At 69.0% G+C, this 24748-nt stretch carries 17 protein-coding genes; 8 read left to right on the top strand and 9 right to left on the bottom strand.

Annotation, left to right across the window (positions count from 1 at the left end):
- The first annotated feature begins 2 nt into the window (after positions 1–2).
- On the top strand, positions 3–1337 hold the full coding sequence (locus ACIQTT_RS07870; protein ID WP_402788293.1) for a hypothetical protein: 1335 nt from the start codon (positions 3–5) through the stop codon (positions 1335–1337).
- Here ACIQTT_RS07870 and ACIQTT_RS07865 read toward each other — a convergent pair.
- The gene (locus ACIQTT_RS07865; RefSeq protein WP_402788291.1) at positions 1334–2521 is read right to left on the bottom strand and encodes a DUF1972 domain-containing protein; all 1188 of its coding nucleotides are present in this window, start codon (positions 2519–2521) and stop codon (positions 1334–1336) included. The two genes, ACIQTT_RS07870 and ACIQTT_RS07865, sit on opposite strands and share 4 nt — an antisense overlap.
- Before the next feature lie 59 nt (positions 2522–2580).
- On the opposite strand from ACIQTT_RS07865, the gene ACIQTT_RS07860 reads away from it, so the two are divergent.
- Both ACIQTT_RS07860 and ACIQTT_RS07855 read left to right on the top strand, forming a co-directional pair.
- Positions 2581–3597 (top strand): glycosyltransferase family 4 protein, encoded by a 1017-nt coding sequence (locus ACIQTT_RS07860; protein ID WP_402788289.1) that lies wholly within the window; start codon positions 2581–2583, stop codon positions 3595–3597.
- Between the two features lie 279 nt (positions 3598–3876).
- Positions 3877–9219: a PKD domain-containing protein gene (locus ACIQTT_RS07855; protein WP_402791151.1), complete on the top strand. Its 5343-nt coding sequence runs from the start codon at positions 3877–3879 to the stop codon at positions 9217–9219.
- A 244-nt stretch (positions 9220–9463) separates the two neighbouring features.
- Here the strand turns inward: ACIQTT_RS07855 and ACIQTT_RS07850 are convergent, their stop codons facing one another.
- Both ACIQTT_RS07850 and ACIQTT_RS07845 read right to left on the bottom strand, forming a co-directional pair.
- Entirely contained in the window at positions 9464–10417 is a 954-nt protein-coding gene (locus tag ACIQTT_RS07850; protein WP_402788287.1) for a glycosyltransferase, read from the bottom strand.
- Positions 10418–10421: 4 nt separating this feature from the next.
- On the bottom strand, positions 10422–11954 hold the full coding sequence (locus ACIQTT_RS07845) for a sugar transferase (protein ID WP_402788285.1): 1533 nt from the start codon (positions 11952–11954) through the stop codon (positions 10422–10424).
- 359 nt (positions 11955–12313) lie between these two features.
- Here ACIQTT_RS07845 and ACIQTT_RS07840 point away from each other — a divergent pair, with 359 nt between their 5' ends.
- From ACIQTT_RS07840 to ACIQTT_RS07825, 4 genes are all read left to right on the top strand, one after another.
- On the top strand, positions 12314–13474 hold the full coding sequence (locus tag ACIQTT_RS07840; protein WP_402791148.1) for a low temperature requirement protein A: 1161 nt from the start codon (positions 12314–12316) through the stop codon (positions 13472–13474).
- 71 nt (positions 13475–13545) lie between these two features.
- A complete protein-coding gene (locus ACIQTT_RS07835) occupies positions 13546–14454 on the top strand; it encodes an intradiol ring-cleavage dioxygenase (RefSeq protein WP_402788283.1) in 909 nt (302 codons plus the stop codon).
- 177 nt (positions 14455–14631) lie between these two features.
- A complete protein-coding gene (locus ACIQTT_RS07830) occupies positions 14632–14988 on the top strand; it encodes a hypothetical protein (protein WP_402788281.1) in 357 nt (118 codons plus the stop codon).
- A 155-nt stretch (positions 14989–15143) separates the two neighbouring features.
- Positions 15144–16175: a fatty acid desaturase family protein gene (locus ACIQTT_RS07825; protein ID WP_402788279.1), complete on the top strand. Its 1032-nt coding sequence runs from the start codon at positions 15144–15146 to the stop codon at positions 16173–16175.
- Between the two features lie 61 nt (positions 16176–16236).
- Here the strand turns inward: ACIQTT_RS07825 and ACIQTT_RS07820 are convergent, their stop codons facing one another.
- The 3 genes from ACIQTT_RS07820 to ACIQTT_RS07810 form a co-directional block, all read right to left on the bottom strand.
- Positions 16237–17634, bottom strand: coding sequence for a cell division initiation protein (locus ACIQTT_RS07820; protein WP_402788277.1), 1398 nt, complete (start codon positions 17632–17634; stop codon positions 16237–16239).
- 178 nt (positions 17635–17812) lie between these two features.
- Positions 17813–18334 (bottom strand): hypothetical protein, encoded by a 522-nt coding sequence (locus ACIQTT_RS07815; protein WP_402788276.1) that lies wholly within the window; start codon positions 18332–18334, stop codon positions 17813–17815.
- 52 nt (positions 18335–18386) lie between these two features.
- A complete protein-coding gene (locus tag ACIQTT_RS07810; RefSeq protein ID WP_402788274.1) occupies positions 18387–18689 on the bottom strand; it encodes a hypothetical protein in 303 nt (100 codons plus the stop codon).
- Between the two features lie 127 nt (positions 18690–18816).
- Between ACIQTT_RS07810 and ACIQTT_RS07805 the strand changes: the two genes are divergently transcribed.
- Positions 18817–20145 (top strand): peptidoglycan DD-metalloendopeptidase family protein, encoded by a 1329-nt coding sequence (locus ACIQTT_RS07805; RefSeq protein ID WP_402788272.1) that lies wholly within the window; start codon positions 18817–18819, stop codon positions 20143–20145.
- 12 nt (positions 20146–20157) lie between these two features.
- On the opposite strand, the gene ACIQTT_RS07800 is transcribed toward ACIQTT_RS07805, so the two are convergent.
- The 3 genes from ACIQTT_RS07800 to ACIQTT_RS07790 all read right to left on the bottom strand — a co-directional run bounded on the left by ACIQTT_RS07800 (position 20158) and on the right by ACIQTT_RS07790 (position 24741).
- Positions 20158–21078 carry an AEC family transporter gene (locus tag ACIQTT_RS07800; RefSeq protein WP_402788270.1) on the bottom strand — a complete coding sequence of 307 codons (921 nt, stop codon included), beginning with the start codon at positions 21076–21078 and terminating at the stop codon, positions 20158–20160.
- A gap of 116 nt (positions 21079–21194) precedes the next feature.
- Positions 21195–23162: a S1 family peptidase gene (locus ACIQTT_RS07795; protein ID WP_402788268.1), complete on the bottom strand. Its 1968-nt coding sequence runs from the start codon at positions 23160–23162 to the stop codon at positions 21195–21197.
- A 178-nt stretch (positions 23163–23340) separates the two neighbouring features.
- The gene (locus ACIQTT_RS07790; protein ID WP_402788267.1) at positions 23341–24741 is read right to left on the bottom strand and encodes a threonine/serine exporter ThrE family protein; all 1401 of its coding nucleotides are present in this window, start codon (positions 24739–24741) and stop codon (positions 23341–23343) included.
- Positions 24742–24748 lie beyond the last annotated feature (7 nt).

Here is a 24748-nt window from a genome sequence, read left to right as displayed (position 1 = left end):
TCATGAACTCGCTCCTGGCCCTCGGTGCCCGTGCGCTGACGATGGTCGTCTCGCTGGTCTGCGGGGTCATCACGACCCGCATGATCCTCGGCGAGACCGACATCCAGCACTACGCCCTGTACTCGTTGCTCATCACGATCCCGTCGCTGCTCACGTTCACCGACCTCGGCAGCGGCGCGGTGCTGGTGAACGCCGTCGCGACCAGCGACGACATCCGCACCGATCGTCGGCTCCGCCTGCAGGTCACCTCGGTCGGCCGCATCCTGCTGATGTTCGCGACCGGGCTCATGCTCATCAACACCGTGCTGCTCGTCACGGGCGGATGGCGCGCCCTCTTCGGCGACGCCGGTGCGATCCCGGGGGCGGCGCTCGCCGCCTTCCTCTGCATCACGCTGTTCAGCCTGTCGATCACTCTGGGCGTATGGTTCCGCATCCTGCTCGGTCAGCGCCGCAACCACCTGGTGATCCTGGTGCAGGGCCTCATCTCGCCGGTCACCCTCGGCGGTGTCTGGCTGATGCTCCACCTCGGCGGGCGGGATTTCGATTCTTATCTCGCGATCGCCTCGTACGGCGCCTCGCTGCTGTCGGCGGTCATCGGCTTCCTGCTGGTGACGCGGTCGACGCGGCCACTCATCCCGGATGCTCTGCGGATGCTGTTCCGGTGGCGCAGCATCTCCGGGGTGAGGGTCATGGACGTGGGCTGGCCGATGCTCGCGCAGATGATCACCTATCCGATCGCCGTCGGGTCGCAGCGCTACGTGCTCGCCCAGTTCGGCACGCCCACCGACGTCGCCGAGTACGGCGTCACGGGTCAGGTCTTCTTCGCCCTCAACGGCCTCGTGATGGCGGCGGGCGTCGCACTCTGGCCCCAGTTCGCCCGCCTGCGGCACAGGGGCGAGTTGAAGCGCGGACCGTATCTGCTGTCGCTGCTCTTCGCCGGCGCGGTCGCCGCCGCCACCGCGTTCGTCTGGCTGATCGCTCCGTGGCTGTTCGAGTTCATCACGCAGGGCGAACTCGACGTGCGCACCTCGACGATCCTCGCCTTCGGCACGATGATCATGCTCACCGCCGCCGTGTACCCGCTGGGGATGTTCATCATGGACAAGCCCGGCATCCGCTTCCAGGTCATCCCGACCCTGGCGATGGCGGCGGTCAGCATCGTGCTCTCGGTCGTGCTGACGCCGGTGCTCGGCATCGTCGGCCCGCTCCTCGGAGTGAGTTTCGCGCTGATCGTGTGCCAGGTGATCCCGTACGCGATCTACATCCACCGCCATCGGGATCGACTGCTGAAGAGCGAACCCGATGCCGCGGCCGAGACCGCGGTCGACGCGGTCTAGCCGGGCCACTCCGTCTCTGCGCGATGCGCACGGCGAGCGAGCGGATGGATGCTGTCGCCGGCCACCAGGCGTCGGGCGAGGTCTTCGTAGGTCGCGGCGACGTCGTCCCACGAGAACGCATCGGCCGCGCGACGCCGGGCGGCAGCGGATGCCGCGGCCACCGCTTCGGCATCCGACTCCGCCGCGTCGACCGCTGTCGCGACGTCCGCCGGCGTGCGGAAGAACCAGCCCTGCTCGTCGAGCACCTCGCGGTTGAAGACGACGTCGAACGCGATCACCGCCGTGCCCGCGCCCATGGCGCGCAGCAGCGAGGGGTTCGTGCCGCCGACCGAGTGGCCGTGCAGATACGTCGAGGCGTGGTGGTACAGCGCGTCGAGGAGGCTCTGGTCGTAGACGGCGCCGAGCAGACGGATGCGCGGATCGGCGGCGGCGATCCGGTCGATCGCGGCCGTGTACTCGGCGGCGTAGGGGGCGGAGCCGACCACGACGAGCGGCTTCGTCGCCCGCGACACCGCATAGCCCTCGACGATCTCGCGCACGTGGTTCTCGGGCTCGAAACGGGCGACGACCAGGTGGTAGCCCCCGGGCTCGAGACCGAGCTCGCGGATGCCGTCGGTCGGAGCGTCGTCGAGCAGCGGGGCGCCGTAGCGGATCAGCTCGCTCGCGACCCCGAACTGGTGGTCGTAGTAGTCGGCGATGCCGGGGGCGTCGGCGATGATCGCGTCGGCCTGACGTACCCCGAAGGACTCGGCGGCACGGTAGTACGCCTTGCCGCGCGGACCCCACTTCGAGCGCCGCCACTCCAGCCCGTCCATGTGGAGGGCGACGGGGATGCGGCGGGCGCGCAGCAGCGGGAGGAAGGGCGAGTTGGCGGCGTTGAAGACGAACGCGGCATCCGGTCGGGCCTTCGTGACCGCGTGCACCGTCGACAGTGCGGTGTGGCTGAGGGTCTCGAGCGCCTTCTGGCGGACCGCCGGCAGGGTCACGCGGCGCATGCCGAGGTGCACGTCGCCCGCCGTGCCGGCGTCGCGCCCGTAGACCAGCACGCGGTGCCCGCGCTCGACGAGTCTCCGCCCGACCTCCTCGACGGCGGTCTCGAATCCGCCGTAGGCGGCGGGGATGCCGCGCGTGCCGATGAGGGCGATGCGCAGGGACGTCGACGACGGAGCGGAGGCGGTCTGCATCGCATCAGTATGCCCGAGGCGACCGACAACGACGGAAGACCGCGGGCTATCCTGGGGCGGTGTCCACGCCGCCGCACGAACGTCGCCCGCTGATCTGGGGATTCCCCGCCGAGCAGTCGGTGACGCGCTGGGAGCGTCGGCACTCCGCGGGCGAGGTGCCGAGCGTGTGGCCCTACGGTCTCGACGGCCTGTGCGAGTACGCACCTGTCGCGGTGCTCGACCTCCCGGCCCCCGGGCGCCTCTCGCGGCTGCGGTCGCGCGTGGGGATCGGCCCCCGGCCGCGCGCCCAGACCGCGTTCACGTGGGACGAGAACGCGGCGTTCCGCATGCAGGTCGCGAGCCCCTACGAGCGGTTCGCCTCCGGAGTCATCTGGCTGACCGACATGATCGATCGCGGGGCCGACACCGGGCGCCTTGTCGAGGTGCTCCGGGGCGCCGAGACGCTGTGGGTGCTCAGCGAGGCGCAGGTCGAGCCGCTGCGCGCCCTCTTCGGAAGCGCGGGGCCGCGGATCGTCGCGGTGCCGTTCGGCGTCGACGCCGAGTTCTTCTCGCCCCGCCCGTACCCCGAGCGCCCGCGCATCGTGAGTATCGGCAACGACCGCGACCGCGATCCGCAGACGCTGTTCCGCGCACTGGCGCGCGTGCACGAGCAGCGCCCGGAGGTCGAGCTCATCGTCCAGTCGTCGGCGTCGCAGGCGGATGCCCCGACCGGCGTCGAGGTCGTGCAGCGGATGAGCCACGGGGAGCTGCACGAGCTCTACGCGACGGCATCCGTCATCGCCACCGCGACCAGGCCGAATCTGCACGTCTCGGGCATGACGGTGACGCTCGAGGCGTTCGCGACCGGGAGGCCGGTCGTGAACACCGACACCCCCGGCATGTCGCAGTACGTCGCGGAGGGACGCACCGGCCATCTCGTGCCGCTCGGCGACGACGAGGCGCTGGCGCAGCGGCTGATCGGCCTGATCGATGATCCGCAGCGCGCGGCGGAGATGGGCCTGGCGGGTCGTCGCGACGTCGAGGAGCGCTTCACGACGCGCGAGATGTGCGCCCACCTCGCGCAGATCCTGGTCTGACACCAGGGTGATCTTTCCGGCTCGAGACGCCTGATCCGGGGTGTCGCGGGACCGTCGCGAAACTTCTTCTGGTATCCGGCGCGGTTGTGCGCTATCGTTACCGCGGATGCGTCTATGGGGGACGCGGGGGAATCCACTTCTTTTGCCGATCACTCGGCAGCCGCCTGGGGAGGCGCTATGCGAGTCCGTCGACTCGACGCGATCGAAAACGATCACGATTCGAATTCACGTCCATTCCGTCGTATCGCACTGGGGATCGTCACCGTTCTGGTGACAGCGATGCTCGGTGCCGCACTGACGGCTCCTGCCGCGCAGGCCGATACGGTTCCGACCGATCCGGCGCTGCCCGTCACCATGAGCGCCGATCCGCTGCCGACCGTGCAGATCAACGGCATCGTGTGGGCTCAGGCCGTCGCGGGCAACAAGGTCTTCGCGGGTGGCCAGTTCACCAGCGCCCGCCCGGCCGGCGCCGCAGCCGGCACGAACGAGACGGCGCGCTCGAACCTGCTGGCGTACAACCTCGCGACGGGTGTGCTCGACACGTCGTTCAACCCGAACGTGAACGGTCGCATCCTCGCGGCCGCCGTCTCGCCCGACGGCTCCCGCCTCTACATCGGCGGCGGTTTCACGGCCGTCGACGGGCAGAACCGCTACCGTCTCGCCGCGTTCAACACCGCGACCGGTCAGCTCATCTCGACCTGGACCCCCGGGACGAACACGATCGTGCAGGGCATCGTCGCCACCGACACGACCGTCTACGTCACCGGTGAGTTCTCCAACATCAACAACGTCGCCCGCACCGGTGTCGCCGCGCTGAGCGCATCGACCGGCGCCGTGCTCGACTTCAACCCGCAGCTCGCGGGCGGCTACGGCGTGCGTGCCGTAGTGGTGTCGCCCGACAAGTCGAAGGTCGTCATCGGTGGTTCCTTCACCTCGACCAACGGCTCGACCAACCCCGGTCGCGGCATGGCCGCCCTCGACGCGGTCACGGGCCAGAGCCTGCCGTGGGCGATCAACAGCGTGATCCGCAACGCCGGCACCGGCGCATCGATCTACGCGCTCGCCTCCGACGGCGACAGCGTGTACGGCAGCGGCTACGACTTCGGCGGCTCCAAGACCGAAGACGACTTCGAGGGCGCATTCCGCGCGAACTGGAGCGACGGATCGATGGCGTGGATGGAGGACTGCCACGGCGACACGTACTCGATCTTCCCGACCGGGGGCGTGCTCTACACGGCATCCCACACGCACTACTGCGGCAACATCGGTGAGTTCCCGCAGCTCGACCCGTGGAACTTCAACCACTCGCTCGCGTTCGACAAGAACCCGTCGAGCCGCACCATCACGCCCGACCCCTACGGCTACCGCAGCTTCACCGGCAACCCTGCCGCCAAGCTGCTGCACTGGTACCCGAAGTGGCAGCCGGGCTCGGTCTCGGGCATGGACCAGGCCGGATGGTCGGTCACGGGTGCCGGCGAGTACCTGATCTACGGCGGCGAGTTCACGGCCGTCGGAGGCGTCGCCCAACAGGGCCTCGTGCGTTTCGCGAAGCCGTCGACCGCGCCGAACAAGGTCGGCCCGACCATCCAGGGCGGGGCCTACCAGATCAGCACGCAGTCGTTCCGCGCCGGTCAGGTGCGCATCGCCTGGTCGGCCAACCACGATGCCGACAACGCGAAGTTGACCTACGAGGTGTTCCGCCGCGATATCGCGCAGCCGATCTACACGACCACGGCCGAGTCGACGTACTGGGTGCGTCCGCGCCTGACCTACTCCGACAACGCGGTCACCGCGGGCCAGACGTACCAGTACCGCGTGAAGGTGACCGACCCGAACGGCAACTCGACGACGTCCGACTGGACCTCGGCGACCGTGGCCGCGACCGGCACCGAGAACGCCTACAACATCGCCGTGCTCGATTCGCAGCCGAAGTACTACTGGCCGCTGAACGAAGCGTCGGGAACATCGGCGATCGACTGGATGGCGGGCAACGACGTCACCCTCGCCGGCGGGACGACCCGCGGCCAGGCCGGCCAGGTCATCGGAGCGGCGTCCTCGTCGACGGCGTTCAACGGCTCGAACGGCACGGGGGCATCCTCGGTGTCGGAGGTCGGACCCAACACCTTCTCGGTGGAGGCCTGGTTCCAGACCACCAGTACGAGCGGTGGGAAGATCGTGGGCTTCGGAAACAACGCCACCGGCAACTCCGGCAGCTACGACCGGCACATCTACATCAACAACACCGGCCAGGTGTCGTTCGGTGTCTACCCGGGCACGACTCGGGCGGTGACGAGCAGCGCCGGTTTCAACGACGGGCAGTGGCACCAGGTGGTCGGCACGATGAGCTCGTCCGGCATGGTGCTCTACCTCGACGGCAAGCGCGTCGGGTCGCGGTCCGACACCACGACGGGTCAGAGCTACTCCGGCTACTGGCGCATCGGCGGTGACTCGCTGGGCAGCTGGCCCTCGGCCGGAAGCTCCGGGTACCTGAACGGCAGGATCGCCGACGTGGCGGTCTACAACACCGCGATCACCCGCGACGTCGTCGATGCCCACTGGGTGGCCTCCGGACGGACGTCGGCTCTGCCGGCGGCGCCGGCGGATGCCTACGGCAAGGCGGTCTACGACCTCGACCCGACCCTCTACTGGCGTCTGGGCGAGACCACGGGAACCGTGGCGGCCGACTCCGGGCGCGACGGCAGCACCGGCACGTACAAGACCAGCGGCAGCGCGTCGATCCAGAAGGGTGAGACCGGAGCGCTCGCCGGCGTGACGAACAAGGCGATCCGGTTCACATCGTCGCGTCTCGGCAGCACCTGGAACAACCGGCAGAACGTGATCAGCGATCGTCAGTACGCGGCATCCGACGTCTACTCCATCGAGACGTGGTTCAAGACGACCACGACCGGCGGCGGCAAGATCGTCGGGTTCGGCAACAGCAACTCGAACAACGCCAACGCCAGCTCGAACTACGACCGCCACATCTACATGGACACGGTGGGCCGCCTGAAGTTCGGCACCTACAACGGGGGGACGAACATCCTCACCGCGCCGAGCACCTACCGCGACAACCAGTGGCACTACGTCGTGGCGCAGCAGTCTCCGAGCGGCATGCAGTTGTACGTCGACGGTGAACTGGTCGCATCGAACTCGGTGTCCAACGCCGAGGACTACGCCGGATACTGGCGGGTCGGCGGTGACTCGACATGGGAGGGCGACCCGTTCTGGGTGGGCTCGGTCGACGAGGTGGCGATCTACTCCGCCCCGCTGTCCGCGAGCCAGATCCTGCAGCACTACCAGCTGGGCAAGACCGGACAGGGCAACGAGCTCCCGGTCGCGCAGTTCACGACCACGCCGACCGATCTGTCGGTGGCCTTCGACGCCTCGAGCTCGAGCGATGTCGAAGGGCCGATCGCGGACTACAGCTGGAACTTCGGTGACGGCGAGACCGGCACCGGGGTCGCGCCGACCCACGCCTACACGACGGCCGGCACGTACACCGTCACGCTGACGGTGCGCGACAGCGGATCGTTGACCTCCTCGGTCAGCCACGACGTGGTCGTGCGCAACCCGAACGTGCTGCCCACATCGGCGTTCACCGCGAGTGCCGAGTTCCTGGCGCTGTCGGTCGACGGATCGGCCAGCGCCGACCCGGACGGCACCATCGCGAGCTATTCGTGGAACTTCGGTGACGGAGCTTCCGCGACCGGCGCGACGGCCGCGCACACCTACGGCGCGAGCGGCACCTACGCGGTCTCGCTCACGGTCACCGACGATCGCGGCGGCTCGGCGACGAGCACGCAGCAGGTCGTGGTCGAGGCGGCGAACGTGCCGCCCAAGGCCGTGGCCAACGTCGTGCGGGGTGCCGACGGAATGACCGTCTCGGCTGACGGCAGCGGGTCGACCGACACTGATGGCACGATCACGGGCTACGCCTGGAACTTCGGTGACAGCGCGACCGCGACCGGACCGACGGCCAGCCACACCTACACGACCGCCGGCACGTACACGGTGACCCTGACGGTCACCGACAACCGCGGTGCGACGCACCAGGCGACCTCGTCGGTCGTCGTGGCTCCGGCCTCGACCGAAGACGTGATCGCTCGCGACGCCTTCGCACGGTCGGCCAGCGCCTCGTGGGGCAGCGCCGATGTCGGAGGCGCCTGGACGGCGACCGGCGGCGCCGCGGCCTTCTCGGTCGCGGACGGCGTGGGAAAGATGGCCCTGGGCGTCGGACAGACCCGCGAGGCCCGCCTCGCCGCTGTCAGCTCGACGAACACCATCACCTCGTTGACGATCTCGTCGAGCAACGCCACCTCGGGCGGCGCCTTCAACCTCACGGTCAACGGCCGTCAGGTCGGAAGCGACGTCTACTCGGGCCGCATCAAGGTCGAGTCGACCGGAGTGATCCGTCTCTACCTGCTGCGCAACGAGACGGCGATCGGCAACAGTGTGGCCCTGCCCGGCAACTACGTCGCGGGTGAGAGCCTGTCGGCCGTGCTGTCGGTGCGGGGAACCTCGCCGACCAACCTGTCGCTCAAGGTCTGGCGCACGGGAACGACCGAGCCGACCGCCCCGCAGCTGCAGACGACCGACACCACGGCCGCCCTGCAGCAGGCAGGGTCGGTGGGACTGAAGATGGCCGTCAGCTCCGTCTCGACGGTGTCGACCGTGATCAGCATCGACGACTACAAGGTGGTCTCCGGTGCGGTCGTCGCACCGCCGAACCAGGCGCCGGTCGCCGCATTCGTGTCCTCGACGACGGGCCTCACGGCCAACGTCAACGCGAACGGCTCGAGCGACTCCGACGGCACGATCGCGTCGTACGCCTGGAACTTCGGAGACGGAGCGACGGGCGCCGGCGTCACGGCCTCTCACCCCTACGCCACGGCCGGCACCTACACGGTGACGCTCACGGTGACCGACGACGACGGAGCGACGCACACCGTCACGGCCCCTGTGACCGTGACCGCGCCGCCCGTCGACCCGCCGGCGGGGCCGACTCCGCTCGCGACCGACGAGTTCAACCGCACGCTCACCGGAGGGTGGGGGACGTCGGATCTCGGCGGAGCCTGGGCGACCTCGGGCGGTAACGCCGCCTTCGGTGTCGCCGGCGGTCAGGGAACGGTGACCCTGGCACCCTCGCAGACCCGTGAGGCCCGTCTGGGTGTCTCGGCGACGAACATCGTGCTCGACACGCTGTTCTCGTCCGACGTCGCCTCGACCGGCGGCACGGCGAGCGTGACGGTGCTCGGACGCACGGTCGGAACCTCCAACTACTCGGCCCGCGTGCGGTTCGAGCCGGCCGGGGTCATCCGTCTCTACATCCTGCGCGACGAGACCGCGATCGGGAACAGCTACGTGCTGCCGACCGCGTACACGCCGGGGCAGGTACTGCACACCAAGCTGTCTGTCACGGGCACGAACCCGACGACGATCGCCGCGAAGGTCTGGGTCGAAGGTCAGCCCGAGCCCACCGCGTGGCAGCTGCAGGGCACCGACACGACGGCGGCTCTGCAAGCGGCAGGCGGTGTCGGGATCAAGACGTCGATCAGCTCGGCGTCGACCAACCCCGCGACCAAGCTGTCGTTCGATCGCATCGCCGTGGTGGTTCCGCAGTAGACACGGTGCGGGGAGGGCCAGGCCAGGCCCTCGCCCTCCCTGCATCTGGGCGATCCGGGAGTGCCCGATACGCTCCCGTCGCTGGAAGGCCCGGCATCCTCAGGGATGCCGGGCCTTGTCCGTGCGGACGAACCTCCGTGAGGGGTCACAACACGCCGCGCCCGAGGTGCCCGGCAGGGCGTGTCTTGACTTCTCGCGACCGCACGCGAGACGAATGCACGTGCTCGGGCGCCCTCGCGGACGGTTATGCCGAGGCGGGCCCGGGCTTCGGGGGTCGCGCGTACTCGGGCGTCACGTGTCCGACGGCGCCGAGGATGCGGCCCTGCGCGAACCACGTGCGACGCTGCAGCACGGCATGGGCCGTGACGTCTCCTCGTAGACGCGCGAGCGAACCGCGCGCGGAGAACACGATCAGTCGCGCGACGCCGCCGAGAAGGTGCACGCCACGCAGGAGCATTCGTCGTGGCATCGAAGAAGTACGGGTGAGCAGGCGCGTGCGCATCTGCCCCTGCGAGATCGTCCGACGGCGCACGAACTCCCGCGTCGTCCGGGCCACGGGAACCTCGTCGCGCACGACGGAGTCGGCGGAGGCGATGATCGACCCTCCCGCCGCGAGGATCGCGCGCCCGAACAGCATGTCCTCACCACCCGCCAGCCCGAGGCCCGTGTCGAAGGAGACACCGAGGCGCCGCACCTGTGCGGCATCGACCAGCACGTTCCCGGTGGCGAGAGCGTCGAGGCGCTGCCCGGTGACGCGCCGTCGGCGTCGCATGAAGCCGCCGGCGACGATCCACGGGTCCGTGCCCTCGGGCCATACGTACTCGACGTAGCCCATCACCACCGCGGGGTGCTCCGCCGCCCAGACGCGCAGGAGGGCGTCGAGCCACCCGGGCTGCGGCACGACATCGTCGTCGACCATCGCGACGAGCTCGTCGGCGCGGGCGGAATCGAGCGCAGCCTGACGAGCTGCCGCGATCCCGGGTGTGGGCTCCGAAACGTAGTCGACGCCGAGCTCGGCGGCGACCGCGGATGCCGATCGCTCCGGGTCGTTGTCGACGAGCGCGACCCGCATCCGGGTGCCCGCGTCTCCCGCGGCGTCTCGGATCGCTGCGACCAGCGGTGGCAGCAGCTCGGTGCGCTGGAAGGTCGTCACGGCGACAAGGACGGCAGGGCCCTCGTCGGGCGTGGCGGCGCTCATGCGTTCAGTATGCCCCGCTGGGCTGCACCATGACCTTCGCCGTACGCCACATGATCTGCAGGTCGTTCATGACCGACCAGTTCTCGACGTAGCGCAGGTCGAGACGCACGCTCTCGTCCCACGACAGGTCGCTGCGACCGGAGACCTGCCAGAGGCCGGTGATGCCGGGCTTGATGTAGAGGCGGCGGAACACCGTGCCGTCGTAGGCGGTGACCTCGGTCGGCAGCGGCGGACGGGGCCCGACGACGCTCATGTCGCCGACGAGCACGTTCCAGAACTGCGGCAGTTCATCGAGCGACAGCTTGCGCAGCACGCGCCCGACGCGCGTGACACGGGGGTCGTCCTTCATCTTGAACAGGAGGCCCGAGCCCTCGTTCTGCAGCTTGAGCGCCGCGAGCTTCTGCTCGGCATCCGTCGCCATCGAACGGAGCTTGACCATCTTGAAGCGTCGGCCGTCGCGACCGACCCGTTCCTGGTGGAAGAACACGGGACCGGGGGAGTCGAGCTTGATGAGAAGCGCGAGAGCCGGGAGCACCAGGCCGATCGGGATCAGCGCGAGGGTCGCGACGACCACGTCGAGCGCGCGCTTGAGTACGTGCTTGCCGCCCTCGTAGGTCGGGATCTGCACCTGGATCAGGGGCAGTCCCTCGACCGAGGCGAACGAGATGCGGGGCCCGGCGACGTCGGTGAGCCGGCTCGACAGCACGAGCTCGGCGGCCGTGCCCTCGAGCTGCCAGCTGAGGTGCTTGACGAAGTCGGGGTCCCGCTCCGGACGGCTCGCGACGATGATCGTGTCGGCGCCGAGCTCGGTGGCCACGGTCGCCACCGAGTTCGAGTTGCCCAGCACCGGGAAACGGATGTCGTCGATCTCGACGTCGCGGGCGTTGCCGTCGAGCAGCGTCGCCCCGACCACCTGGTAGCCGGAGGCGCCGATCGGGTGCAGCGTGCGGATGACGTACTCGACGTCGTCGCGGTTACCGACGACGAGCGTGCGGGAGGCGAAGCGCCCGTGGCGCCGCTCGCCCTGCAACCAGTGCCGCCATCCCCAGCGCGCGACGAGCAGTGCGAGAAGTCCGACCGGCAGGCCGACGACCAGCATCAGCTGCATCGACTCCCAGGCCAGCAGTACGTCGATGATCGCGACCAGGCCGAATGCGAGTCCGCTCGCGTTCGCGACGCCGCGGTACTCGGTGGCGCTCGCCTGGAACAGCGCGGCATCACGGGTGTGGAGCGCCCCGAGCATGAGGAACCACAGCACGGCGAGCGGCGCACTCGCGCGTAGCACCTCGAGCACCGTGAGGCCGATGGATAGCTGGATCGCCGCCGTCAGTGCGACGGCGAGCAGGATGACAGCCGCATCCGTCGTCCGCAGTCGCATTCGATATCGCCGCTCCCACTGACGGCGGCGTTCCAGCGTTGCGGAGACGCGTGGTGAGACCACCGAGCGCGGCACCGACTTGACGGCTCGCGGAGCGGCAACCGGCACGAATGCCGTACCTGCGCGAGTGATGCTCACGGCATCCTCTACGGAGGTCATGCCGAGGCTCCTCGAGCCGGTGATGTACGCAAAAATCCCCAGTGCGCCATTGTTTCCCCAGATATTCCCCATACCGCCAGCCCCACGCTCGCGGTGTCGTCTGCATTCCCGACCCCTCGGGTCCCTCTGACGTTCCGTGATCCCACATCACGGGCGAGCAGACACCGTCCCACACGGTGAATGCATACAGAGGGCACTGCAGACTCCCGTCAGCATAGCCCACGGCGGTCGCGTTCGGTAGGTTCTCCGTGCAACGATCCGAAACGATATTCCGGCGGCTCGGCACGCCGTGACGACAGCGGGTCTAGTCTGGCGCGGTGACACCGAACGACACCCCGCCGAGACTGCGTCTCACCCGCATGATTCCGCGCGACGCCGCCCAGCCGCACCGGGTCGCCAGCTCACTCGAGCTGTTCTTCGACCTCGTCTTCGTCGTGGCCGTGAGCATCGCCTCGGCGCAGCTCCACCACGCCCTCAGCGAGGGGCATCTGCAGCGCGGCATCATCTCGTACGCGATGCTCTTCTTCGCGATCTGGTGGGCGTGGATGAACTTCACCTGGTTCGCGACCGCGTTCGACACCGACGACTGGCTGTACCGCGTCACCACGATCGTGCAGATGAGCGGCGTGCTCGTGCTCGCCGCCGGCATCCCCAGCGCGTTCGAGCACGGCCACTTCACGCTCGTGGTCATCGGGTACGTCGTGATGCGCATCGCCATGGTCGCGCAGTGGTTGCGGGCCTCGCGGGCGGCGGGGCCGCTGCGCGAGGCGACCCGGCGCTACGCCCTCGGCATCGCGTCGGTGCAGGTGCTCTGGATCCTCTTCCTGCTGGTGCCGGAGGGACCCTTGCAACTCGTCGCCTTCGTCGCGTTCGCGCTGCTGGAGATGTCGATCCCGGTGTTCGCCGAGCACAAGCGGCAGACCCCGTGGCATCCGCACCACATCACCGAGCGCTACGGCCTGTTCACCCTGATCGTGCTCGGCGAGAGCCTGCTGGCGTCGGCGAACGCGATCATCGAGGCGCTGCACGAGGCCGAGTCCTTCGCGCCCTTCATCTCCATCTCCGTGCTCACACTGGTGGTGACGGCGTCGCTGTGGTGGATCTACTTCTGGCCGGAGCACCATCGTGCGGTCGGGTCCTTCGGCAGTTCGCTGCGCTACGGCTACACGCACTATCTGATCTTCGCGGCCGCGGCCGCCTTCTCCGCCGGCATCGAGGTCGAGCTCGACGTGCTCACGGGCAAGAGCGAGCTCTCGAGCACGGCGGCCTCCTTCACGGTGACCATTCCGATCGCCGTCTTCCTGCTCGGTGTGTGGTGGGTCGCCATCCGGTGGAGCGCCGACCGTGTCGTCAACACGGTCGTACCGATCGGTGCGGTGCTCGTGCTCCTCGACCCGATCCTGCCGGTCCCCGTGGCGCTCACCGCGGTCATCATGGTGATCATCGTCGTGTTCCTGGTGCTCCGCCCTCCGGTTCCGGAGAAGCCTGCGAAGAAGGCCGCCGTCATCGAGAACGCATAGCCCGCGCAGGGGCGGCGCATCGATCGCCGGGCGACCATGGATGCTCCGACCCGCACACGAGGAGCGCGACCATGACCCGGATCCCCGAGCCCGACCGTACGCCCGAGGGCCCCGCCTACGAAGGACGCCTTCTCGATCGCCCCGACGAGGAGGTCGTCGACCAGGGTGCTGCCTTCGACCTGCGCACCCTCCTGACCCGCCGCGGCGTGCTGAGCCTGGCCGGGATCGGTGTCGGCGCTGTGGTGCTCGCGGCCTGCGCGCCGTCGGTCTCGGCATCCGGTTCTCCCTCCCCGACCGCGACGCCCAGCCCGACGCCCAGACCCACGTCGACACCGGATGCCGTGGCCGCCGACGTCTCGGAGATCCCCGAGGAGACCGCGGGGCCCTACCCGGGCGACGGCTCGAACGGCCCGGACATCCTCGAGGACTCCGGGATCGTCCGGCAGGACATCCGCTCGTCCATCGACGGAGCCGCGACCGCCGGGGGAGTGCCGCTCGTGTTCGAGCTGCAGATCGTCGATGTCAGAAGCGGCGCGCCCGCCGAGGGCGTCGCCGTCTACGCCTGGCACTGCACGGCCGAGGGCGAGTATTCGATGTACTCCTCGGGACTGGAGGACGTCACCTACCTCCGGGGCGTGCAGGTGGCGGATGCCGCGGGCACGGTGTCGTTCACCTCGATCTTCCCCGGCTGCTACGCCGGGCGCTGGCCGCACATCCACTTCGAGGTGTACCCGGACGTCGCGTCGATCACCGATGCGAGCAACGCGATCGCGACCTCCCAGCTGGCGCTGCCCGAAGCGGAGTGCGCGGCGGTCTACGCGACCTCGGGGTACGACGGATCCGCGCGGAACCTCTCGCAGATCACGCTCGCGAGCGACAACGTGTTCGGGGAGGATTCGGCCGCGTCGCAGCTCGCGACGATGTCAGGGGATGCGTCCGCGGGGTACCGCGCGGTGCTGGCCGTGGGTGTGAACTCCTGACACGGACGCCGCAAGTCTGCTAGTCTATTTACGCAACGTGTGTGCACGCCCCTCTCGGCGCCCACGTCGCCACTGATCAGGGCCATTCCGGACCACGCACATCGACGCGCGCGGCATCCGCCCACGATCTTCCATCGCGGAGCGCCGACGCGCGCCCGCCACACAGCAATGATGAGCATGACCATGAGTACGACAACATTTCCTCCGTCCGACCCGTTGACCTGGAAGCAGGCCGACCTCGACGTGCACGTCGCCACCCGCGACGGCGAATTCGCCGGCTTCGTCGAGTTCGACGGCACCGGCCACCTGGTTCGCGATGCGCGCGGCGGCGACCTCGGCAGCTTTGCCGATCTCGACCGCGCTCAGCAGGCTCTGGAGTTCTCACACGAACCCCACAGCAAGCGCCGGAACCTTGGTTTTCCCGCGGTTTCCGCCGCCGCCCGCGGCGCGCACGCGCCTGAACGACACCGCCCCTCCGGAATTACATGCCGGAGGGGCTTTCGTATGCCCTCCCGCGTATGCGGGCAGGGTTAGCCTGAGGTCAGCGATCGGCATCTGCCCTTGGCTTCTGAAGCTCAAGGGCTCCCGATCGGAAGGAGAGCATCATCTCCACTTCTCAGCTCGAATCCACCGCTTCCACTCTCGGTCCCATCCGGCAGACGTATTCCGGCAACGCCGACTTCCCGCCGATGGCCAAGGCGTATCGCGACGTGCAGCAGGTGGTCAAGGAGACCGGCCTGATGCAGCGCACCCCGGTCTTCTACTCCCTCGTCGCGGGGGCACTCGCCCTCTGCTTCGGTGGTGCGATCACCGGTTTCATCCTGCTCGGCGACAGCTGGTTCCAACTCCTGATCGCCGGAGCCCTCGGCATCCTCTTCACGCAGGTCGCGTTCCTCGCCCATGAGGCCGCCCACCGCCAGATCCTCGCGTCCGGGCCCGCGAACTTCCGCCTGGCACGCCTCCTCGCGGCCGGCGCCGTCGGCATGAGCTACCACTGGTGGGACTCGAAGCACACGCGCCACCACGGCAACCCGAACCAGGTCGGCAAGGATCCCGACATCCAGGTCGACACGATCTCGTTCCTCGAGACGGATGCCGCGCAGTCGCGAGGACTCGTGCGCCTGATCACGCGTAAGCAGGGGTGGCTGTTCTTCCCGCTGCTCACGCTCGAGGGGATCAATCTCCACTACATCAGCCTCAAGCACCTCACCACGCAGAAGAACGTGAAGGGCCGCTGGACCGAGCTGAGCCTGATCGCGCTCCGCCTCGCGCTGGTCATCGTGCCGGTCTTCCTCTTCCTCCCCCTGGGCATGGCCTTCGCGTTCATGGGCGTGCAGCTCGCCGTCTTCGGTGTCTACATGGGCGCGTCCTTCGCTCCCAACCACAAGGGCATGCCGGTCATCGCGCCCGATGCCAAGCTCGACTTCTTCTCGAAGCAGGTGCGCACCTCGCGCAACGTCAACGGCGGCTGGTGGGCCACCTGGTTCATGGGCGGGCTCAACCACCAGGTCGAGCATCACCTGTTCCCGAACATGTCGCGCCTGCACCTCTCGAAGGCGCGCGGAATCGTGCGCGACTACTGCGCGGCCAACAGCATCCCCTACACCGAGACGAGCCTGTGGCGGTCGTACGCGATCGTCATCGCCTACCTCAACCGCGTGGGGCTCGCCGCGAGCGATCCGTTCGACTGCCCGGCCGCATCGCAGATGCGCCGCGCATAGGCGACGACCATGACGAAGGCCCGAGCGGAATCCGCTCGGGCCTTCGTCATGCAGGGGTGTGTCAGCGTGCCGAGTCGTCGTCGCTCTCGACGACCTCGATCGTGATCTTCTCGAGCGGACGCTCGTCGTCGATCGCCTCGTCGTCGAGCACCTCGTCGCCCAGGAACTCCTCGGCGGGCTCGTCGTCGATCGTCGCGACCTCGCCGAGCGAGGCGGTCGCGCCGCCCTCGTCGGAGAAGACGCCGTCGGGGCGGATGAGCTCGCGCACCTCGGCCATGAAGCTGGTCAGCTGCTGCTGCTGCCAGCGCAGCTGGCGCGTGCGGTCCTCGGCATCCCGCAGCACCGTGTTGGTGTGCGTCGTGACGGCGTCGACGATCTTCTGCGACTTCACACGTGCGCGGTCGAGGGTCTCGCGGGCGCGCACCTGGGCGTCGGCTTCGATGGACTGGGCCTGCGAACGCATGAGGCGCTCGTAGTCGTCGGCCTTCGCCGAGATGCGCTGGGCGTGATCGAGCGACGACGAGACCTGCTCGTTCGCATCGCTCGTGATGCGCTCGGCGTGCGCGACCGCCTGGTTGTGCAGCACGAGGAACTCCTGCTGGGCGTCGTCCTGACGGCGGGTCAGCGTCTCTTCGAACTCGAGCACGCGGGCGTTCATCTCGCGCACGTCGCGCTCGGCGTCGGCACGCAGCTGCGTGGTCTCGCGGGTGACGAGAGACCGCAGTGCGGCGGCGCCCTTCTCGGCCTCGGTGCGGATGGCCGTGGCCTCCTGCGAAGCCTGGTTGACCTTCTCGGTGGCGTGGGCGCCCTCGCGCTCGATGCGCGCCTCGTGCGCGGTGTACTCGGTCTCCATCTTGAGACGGATCTGGTCGGCGTCGCGCTCGGCCTGCGAGATGATGCGGGCGGCATCGGCGTCGGCCTCTGCGCGCTGACCGGCGACCTCTTCGCGGGCGGCGGCCATGAGGCGGTCCGCCTGCACAGCGGCGTTCTGGATCAGGACGTTCGCCTGCTCCTCGGCCACGCGCAGGATCGCCTCGAACTGCTGGCGCGACGGCGCCTCTTCGCCGTCCGGCGCCGGGGCGTCGACGAGCTCGGAGGTCAGGGTCGCGACCTGCTGCTCGGTCTCGGCGATCTTGGCCTTCAGCGCGGTGAGCTCGCTCTCGAGCTCTTCGCGGGTGCTGCTCTCATCCGACTTCAGCGCGTCGAGTGCGTCGGCGTGACGCACCTCGGCGTCGGCCAGGTCGGCGTTCGCCTGCTGGAGCTGGTTGCGCAGCGTCGACAGGGCGGAGTCGACCTCGGCCTTGTCGTAGCCGCGGAAGCCGATCGTGAACGCCGACGAAGACGAGGACGAACCAGAAGACGACGAGGAGGGCGTCGGCGGCGTTGTCTCGATCAGCTGGTCGAAGAAGTCGGGGGAGCGGTCGCCGCTGCGGTCTTCGGGCTCGGAGGATTCGCTCATGGTTCGTGCCTTTCTGGGGCAGGTCCGTGAGGACCGGGGAGGGATCGTGAAGGACCGATGCCGTGACAGCCGCTGCGAGCCGCTGTCGCCGTCGGAGTCCAGCCTAGTTGCGTCGGGCGCGAGTTGCGTGCCCGGTTGCCCGGCACGAAGGGCGAAGCCGCCCCGGGGCGAGCGGTGATCAGGCGTCGAGTGCCCAGCGGGCATTCTTGGGGTCGAGAAGGTGCCCGCGGAGGTATTCGAGGTGCGGCCCTTCCGACACGGTGACGCCGCGCGCTGCGGCGGCGGTCGAGATGCGCGCACGCAGGTCCTGCCAGAACGAGACGGTCTGCGGGAAGCCCATGTACTCGCGGAAGGTCTCGACCTGCACCCGCGTGCCGGCCGGGTCGGGCACCAGGCGCACGATCGTGTCGTCGGGTTCGGCGAAGCGGATGCCGAAGCCGCCGTCCGCGCGCTCGGGGAAGTCCTTGGGCTTCTTGCCCGCGGCTTCGGCGACGATCTCGCGCGCCGCGTCTTCGGGAGCGTGGACGACGATGGTCGTTCCGAACTCGACGAGCACGTTCACCAGTTGCTTCGCGGCGAACTTGCGTCCGGCGTTCTCGCCGGCCGCTGCGGCCTTGCGATTCGCCCAGCCCTTGATGAAGGGGCCGCCGATGATGAGCACGAGGACGAGGATGCCAAGAAGGATGATTGTCGGGTCCACGGCCACAGCGTAGCGGGTGCGCGTCAGCGCGACGCGCCCGCCAATATTTCGGCTAGCTGGACAGGACGTTGTCGAGCACCAGCTCACCGCTGGCATTCAGGTGCTGCATCAGCTCGGCGATCCGCTGCGGGTCGACGGGGGGCGGGAGTTCCTCGTCGAAGCCGAACTGCAGGGGGATAGCGGGATGTATCCAGACCGTCGCGCGGCGGTTCACGCCACTGTCGCGGGGAACCCACGTCATCATGAAGCTCTCCTGTCGGCGCAGCTTCGTCGCGATGATGATCTTGAGATGCGCGAGCGTCACGTCCTCGATGATGATCGGGTCGGAAGTGCCGTCGTACCTGAGCCTGCCCATACAAGAACCGTACTTCTTATTCGGGGAACATCACGCCGATGTCCGCCACGAAATCCTGTCGCGCTGATACCGTGACGGCGGGGGACATCATGTCCGCTGGGGCCGAACGACCACGGGAGAGCGCGACATGAAGCGACAGTCACGCTTGCGGCGTGCCCGAGTCGGTGTTCTGGCACTCCTGGCGGTGATCCTCGCCTCCTTCTTCCCGTCGCTCACGACGTCGGCACCGGCATCCGCTGCCACCGACGGACAGATGGTCGTTCCCTCCTCCGGGAACATCCAGTCCAAGGTCGGCGACGGATGCCGCAACAACTACCGCAAGCACGACGGCATCGACATCGGCGGCGGCGGCGGAACGCCGATCCTCGCCGCCTACGACGGCGTCATCAAAGCGCGCACCGCGAACAGCGGGTACGGCAACTACGTCGACATCGAGCATCCGGGCGGTTACGTCACCCGTTACGGGCACATGGCCGCCCCCGGCCTGCAGGCGGCCGGCACGCGCGTCAGCCGCGGCCAGCAGATCGGCGTCGTCGGCAAGACCGGCGCCACCGATGCGTACCACCTGCACTTCGAGGTGTGGCGCAACGGCAGCGTGTACAGCGCGATCAACAACGGCTTCACGTGCCTCTCGAACGTCAGCCGAGGCAACTTCATCCCGATGAACTTCCCCGGCCTCGGAACGCCCGTCAACCCCAAGGTGCTGACCGCCGACTACAATCGCGACGGCAAGGCCGACCTCGTCGGTGTGGCCGCCGACGGCGATCTCCACTTCCTCGGCGGGAACGGCACCGCGGCGCTCAAGCCGCGCGTCGTCATCACGTCGGGGTGGGCGGGCCGCGGACAGATCGCGCACGGCGACCTCAACAACGACGGCCACTCCGACCTGATCGTGGTCCGCAACGACGGAACGCTGGAGTTCTACGGCGGCAGCCCCGCGGCGGGAGGCGGGTTCGCCTCCCAGCGCGACATCGCGACCGGGTGGGGCGGGCTGCTGCATCTCATCTCCGGGGCCGACTACACCGGAGACGGCCTCCACGACGTCATCTCCGTCCGACCGGACGGCAACATGACGATCCATCTCGGTGACGGCAAGGGGGGATTGTCGGGTCAGACACGTCCGGGTGGACCGGAGTGGAATTCGATGGTCTACCTCGTGGGCGGAGATTTCGATCGCGACGGGCGGGGCGACCTCATCGCCATCGACGCGGGCGGCACCCAGTACTTCTACCCGGGCATCCCCAACGGCTTCGCCGCGCGGCAGATCGTCGGGCGTGGATGGACCGGGTTCACGGCGATGACGGGCGGCGTCGACTACAACGGCGACGGGCGTCCCGATCTCGTGGCGCGGATGGCGAACGGCGACCTGCGCGTCTACCCCGGCGGCGGGAACGGCGGGTTCGGCGCCTCGTACGTCATCGGCACCGGCTTCGGCTCCTACCTGCAGATCGAGTGACCGCGACCCGCGTCAGCCGAGAAGCAGCATGATCAGGAGCAGCGCGGGCAGGCATCCGATCGTCGTCAGGAAGACGGTGTCACGGGAGATCGCCTCGCCGACGCCGTAGCGCTGCGAGTAATTGAACACGTTCTGCGCGGTCGGGAGAGCTGCGAGCACCGTGACGATCAGTACCTCGTGCGCGGTGAGCCCGAACACGAACTGGGCGAAGACCCACGCGACCAGCGGCATGACCGCCAGCTTCAGGATGCTCGCCACGACGACGTCGCGTCGATGCCCCTGCGTGCCGAGAACCCGCTGGCCGTGCAACGACATGCCGTAGCTGATGAGGAGCACCGGCACCGCGGCATCCGCGATCAACTGCGCGGGCGCGAGCACGATCTCGGGAAGCTGCAGGCCCGTGACCGAGACCAGGGTACCGAGCAGGGCGCCGATGATGATCGGGTTCGTCGCTGTGCGCAGCAGCGTGCGGCGCAGGGAGGTGCGCTCGGCCGTGGTCGCGTCGAGGACCGTGAGCGAGACCGGCGTGAAGACCAGGAGCTGCAGGAGGATCACCGGCGCGGGGAAGGCCGCGCTCCCCAGCAGATAGAGCGAGAGGGGCAGGCCGATGTTGTTCGAGTTGACCTGTCCGGCCGAGAGCGCGCCGATCGTCGTCTCGGCCACTGACCGACGCCAGGCGAAGCGCGCGACGAGGGTGTGGATGAGGATCACGACGACCGCGGCGATCGCCGACACGGGCAGCAATGACGAGAACAGCATCGTCGCATCGGCGTGCGCGAGAACGGTGAAGAGCAGGAACGGCGAGAGCACGAAGAAGACCAGGCGGCTCAGCACGGGACGGGCGTGCTCGCCGAGCAGATCGATCCGGGCCAGCACGTAGCCGACGATGATCGCGACGCCCACCACGACGAATCCGGTGAGTGTCTCGAGCATTCCTCGAGCGTATCGAGGTGCCGCGGGGCGGACGAATCCGGGGGCGCACGGGGAAACACGTCGGGCGGTGCGAGCCGAGGCCCGCACCGCCCGACGGCGATCAGATCAGAATCGGATCAGAGGGTGTTGCGCGTGCGCATCCGACGGACCATCAGCAGGGCTGCGCCGAGGAGGAGCAGGCCCGCCGCCGTCACCACGTACGGCGTCGGGTCGGTCATACCGGTGTTGGCGAGCGAACCGGGAGTGTCACCTGCGCCGCCCGCGCCGCCGCCGGTGGCCGGGGCCTCGGCGACCGCGTACGCGACCGTGGTGCTGTTGCTCTGGCCGTTGACGGTCTGCGTGACGACGAGTGAGAACTCGCCCGCCTGAGCGGTGAGCGGAAGGCTCCATGCGCCGTCGGCGACGGTGGTCGAACCGGCGTCCGCACCGTTCAGGGTGGCGCTGATCGCGGCATCCTCGAGGCCCGTTCCGGTGGCGGCCGTCGGGGCGCTGGCGAAGGCGTAGGCGCCGCCGGCCAACGGTGCGTCGACGATCGGGGCCGTCGGGATCACGGCGAAGGCCGAGGTCGCCGATGCCGAGGTGATGCCGTCGAGCTCCTGCGTGGCGCTGACCGAGTAGGCGTCGATGCCGAGGTCGACGGCGACACTCCAGGTGCCGTCCTCGCCGACCGTGGCCTCGTCGGTGACATCGCCGGTCAGGCTGACCGTCGCGCCGATCTCGCCGGTTCCGGAGATCTCGGTGACCTCCGACACGATGCGGTCACCGTTCGCCGGCGACGTGAAGACCGGGGCTGCCGGAACGACCTCGACCTCGAAGGCTGTGGTGTCGGAGGTGTTGAAGCCCGAGGTCGCGTATGCGGTGTAGGCGTACGTGCCGACTTCAGGAGCGGGGAACGTCCAGTTGCCGGCGGGGTCGACAGGTACGTCGACCTCTGCCCCGCCGTCCTGCGAGACCTTGAGCGTGGAGTTCGCCGGACCGGTGCCGGTGATCAGGCTTCCTGCGCCGAGAGGCGAGGTGGAGGTCACGACCGGTGCGTCGAGGTACAGCGCGACGGTGTAGCCGCCGGTGAGCGAGAGCGCGTTCTGCAGGTCGGCCGCGAACATGATCGGCCCGTCGGGGGTGGTGGTGCCGCCCGAGAGGATGCCGACGGCGGTGTTGCCCTGGAAGACCGCGCCACCGGAGTCGCCCTCGGAAGACTGGACGTTCGTCATGAAGCCGTAGACCTGGCGTCCGCTGACGTTGGCCCAGCCGCCGACGGCCAGAACCTGTCCCGAGGTGAAGCCGGTGGTGCGTCCGGACTTCGTCACGGCTCCGTCGACCACGGCCGTGCCGACGGCGCGAACCGGAACGGTGGCCGTCGAGAGGTCCTCGGAAGCCGAGGTCGTCCAGTTGGTGATCTCGGGCAGCGCCGTGAGGTCGGGGTTCACGATGTCCCAGGTCGAAACGTCGCTGGACGTGAGGTCACCGGAGGCGCCGGGGGTGTTGCCGGGGCCACCGTACTGCGAGAACGCGAGCTCGGCGAGGCCATAGGTCAGTTCGACGTCTTCGTTCTCGACGTCGCCCCCACCGGCCGGGTCGCCGCTCGGGAGAGTGAGGGCGCTCACCGAGTACAGGCCGTCGCCCGTGCAGTGACCGGCCGAGACGAGAGCGGGGTCACCGGCGGGCGTCCACGCGGAGAAGCCGACCGAGCACAGGCCACCGGGGCCCGTGGGGTTCGACGGGTCGAACGCGAAGTAGCCGGCGCCGCCGACGACGTCGGTGTCGGCGTGGGACTCGAACGGAGCGTCGATGACCTCGACGACGACGTTCGAGTGGCCCTCGACGAAGGCATCCGCTTCGCCCGCCAGCGCGTCTTCGGTTGCCGTCGTGTAGACGACGACCTGCCCTGCGGCGTTCGTGGCGACGGCTTCGACGCCGTCGGTCGTGAGCAGCTGCTTGGCGTTCGCGTCGAACGACGCGCCGCTCGTCGGGGCCGCGACGTCTTCGTCGGCCGTGGCGGCCGTGGGGATCAGCGCGCCGGACAGCGCGAGGATGATGGCCGCGGTGGTACCGCCGGCCAGCACTCGTCTCTTGTTAGGGGTCATCTTCTCGTCTCGATATTTCGCGGTGCAGGTGATCGACGGCGCGCGCGAAAGCGCTTGCGCGTGCCCGGGGACACGCCCAACCTAACCAACCTGTGAGCGCGCTGTATGTGATCAGGGCGAGGTCTTGCGCGAATTGTCATTGGGGAGAAGTCCCCATGACAGGCGACGAAACAGCCGGTCAGCGACGAGTACGTGCGCGCGTCTTCGTGACGCTGCCGAGGGTCGCGCGCACCGGAGTGCCGAGGTACAGGCCGAGCGACGCCCCCGAGGCGAGGCCGATCCCGATGACGGCCGCGTCGATCAGCGAGCCGCCCGCGCCGACGACGCCCATGCTCGTACCGCCGTTGTGCACCATCTCGAGCAGGCCCTGGAAGACCGCCACTCCGGGCACGAGGGGCACGATCGCCGCGGTCGTCACCGCGACCGACGGGACATGCAGGTTGTGGGCGATCAGCACGCCGACGAAGCTCGCGAGCAGGGCGCCGATCGCGCTCGCCGCGGCCGGGTGCAGGTTGAGGGCGACGGATGCCGTGTACCCGGCGATCGTGATGGCACTGAGCAGGGCGCTGACGAGGATGATGCGGATTCCGGCGCCGTTGAAGACGGCCACGGCGACGGCGATGATGATCGCCCCGGCGAAGACGCCGAGCAGGGGGCCGAACGGGGCGGGGTCGTCGGGCAGGTCCATCGTGAACCCGAGCACGCTGCCGAGCTCGAGTCCGACGAGGATGCCGATCACCACGCCGAGGGTCTGCATCGTGAGGTCGAGGATGCGGCCGCCGGCGGTGAGCGCGAACCCGTCGATCGCATCCTGTGCCGCGCCGACGACCGTGAGCCCGGCGAGCATGAGCACGATGCCCGAGGCGACGATGATGGAGGGGCGGATGCCGACGAACGGCTCGATCCCGGCGGACCCGAGCGCGGATACGGCGACTGCGACCACGGTGGTGACGAACCCTCCGGCGATCTGGCTGAAGAAGAGGGGAACCCGCACGCGCGCGAGGCCGGCCTGCGTGAGGGCGGCGGCGAGAGCCGCGATGAAGGTGAGGCCCACGATGATCGGCGAGGCGCCGAGGAGGATGCTGACCCCCACCGCGAGCAGGGCGCGGGCGACGACGACCACGGACTGCTGGTAGCGGAACGGCACGCGCCGGATCACGCGGAACGCGGTGCGTGCGGACTCGAGGTCGAGCCCCGCTTCGATCTCGGCGACGAGTGCCTGCACGCGCTGCAGTTTGGCGTGGTCGGGGGCGGCGACGCGCACGACGCGCAGCAGAGTCTCGGGCCAGACCTCGCCGCTCAGGTGGAACGAGACGGTCACCGAGTTGTAGGTGACATCGACCTGCACGCCCTTGAGGGCGTAGGCCTCGCAGACGCGGGTGATCGCGAGCGTGACCTCGTGGGCGGAGGCGCCCACCGCGAACATCGATTCGCCGATGCGCGTCGCAAGGTCGAGCACCCGGGGCACCGTGCGCTCGTCGATGATCGGCATGGCCTCGGTGTGGGCGACGTTCGAGGGATCATTGTGCAGGATCCGCTGCATCGAGGCGAGCAGTCGCCGGCGCGAGTTCGGGGACATGCCTCCA

This window comes from Microbacterium sp. NPDC090225 (assembly GCF_044772365.1).
GTDB lineage: Bacteria > Actinomycetota > Actinomycetes > Actinomycetales > Microbacteriaceae > Microbacterium.
Note: the sequence above shows the minus strand (reverse complement) of the source record. Positions and strands in the feature narration are given on the sequence as shown.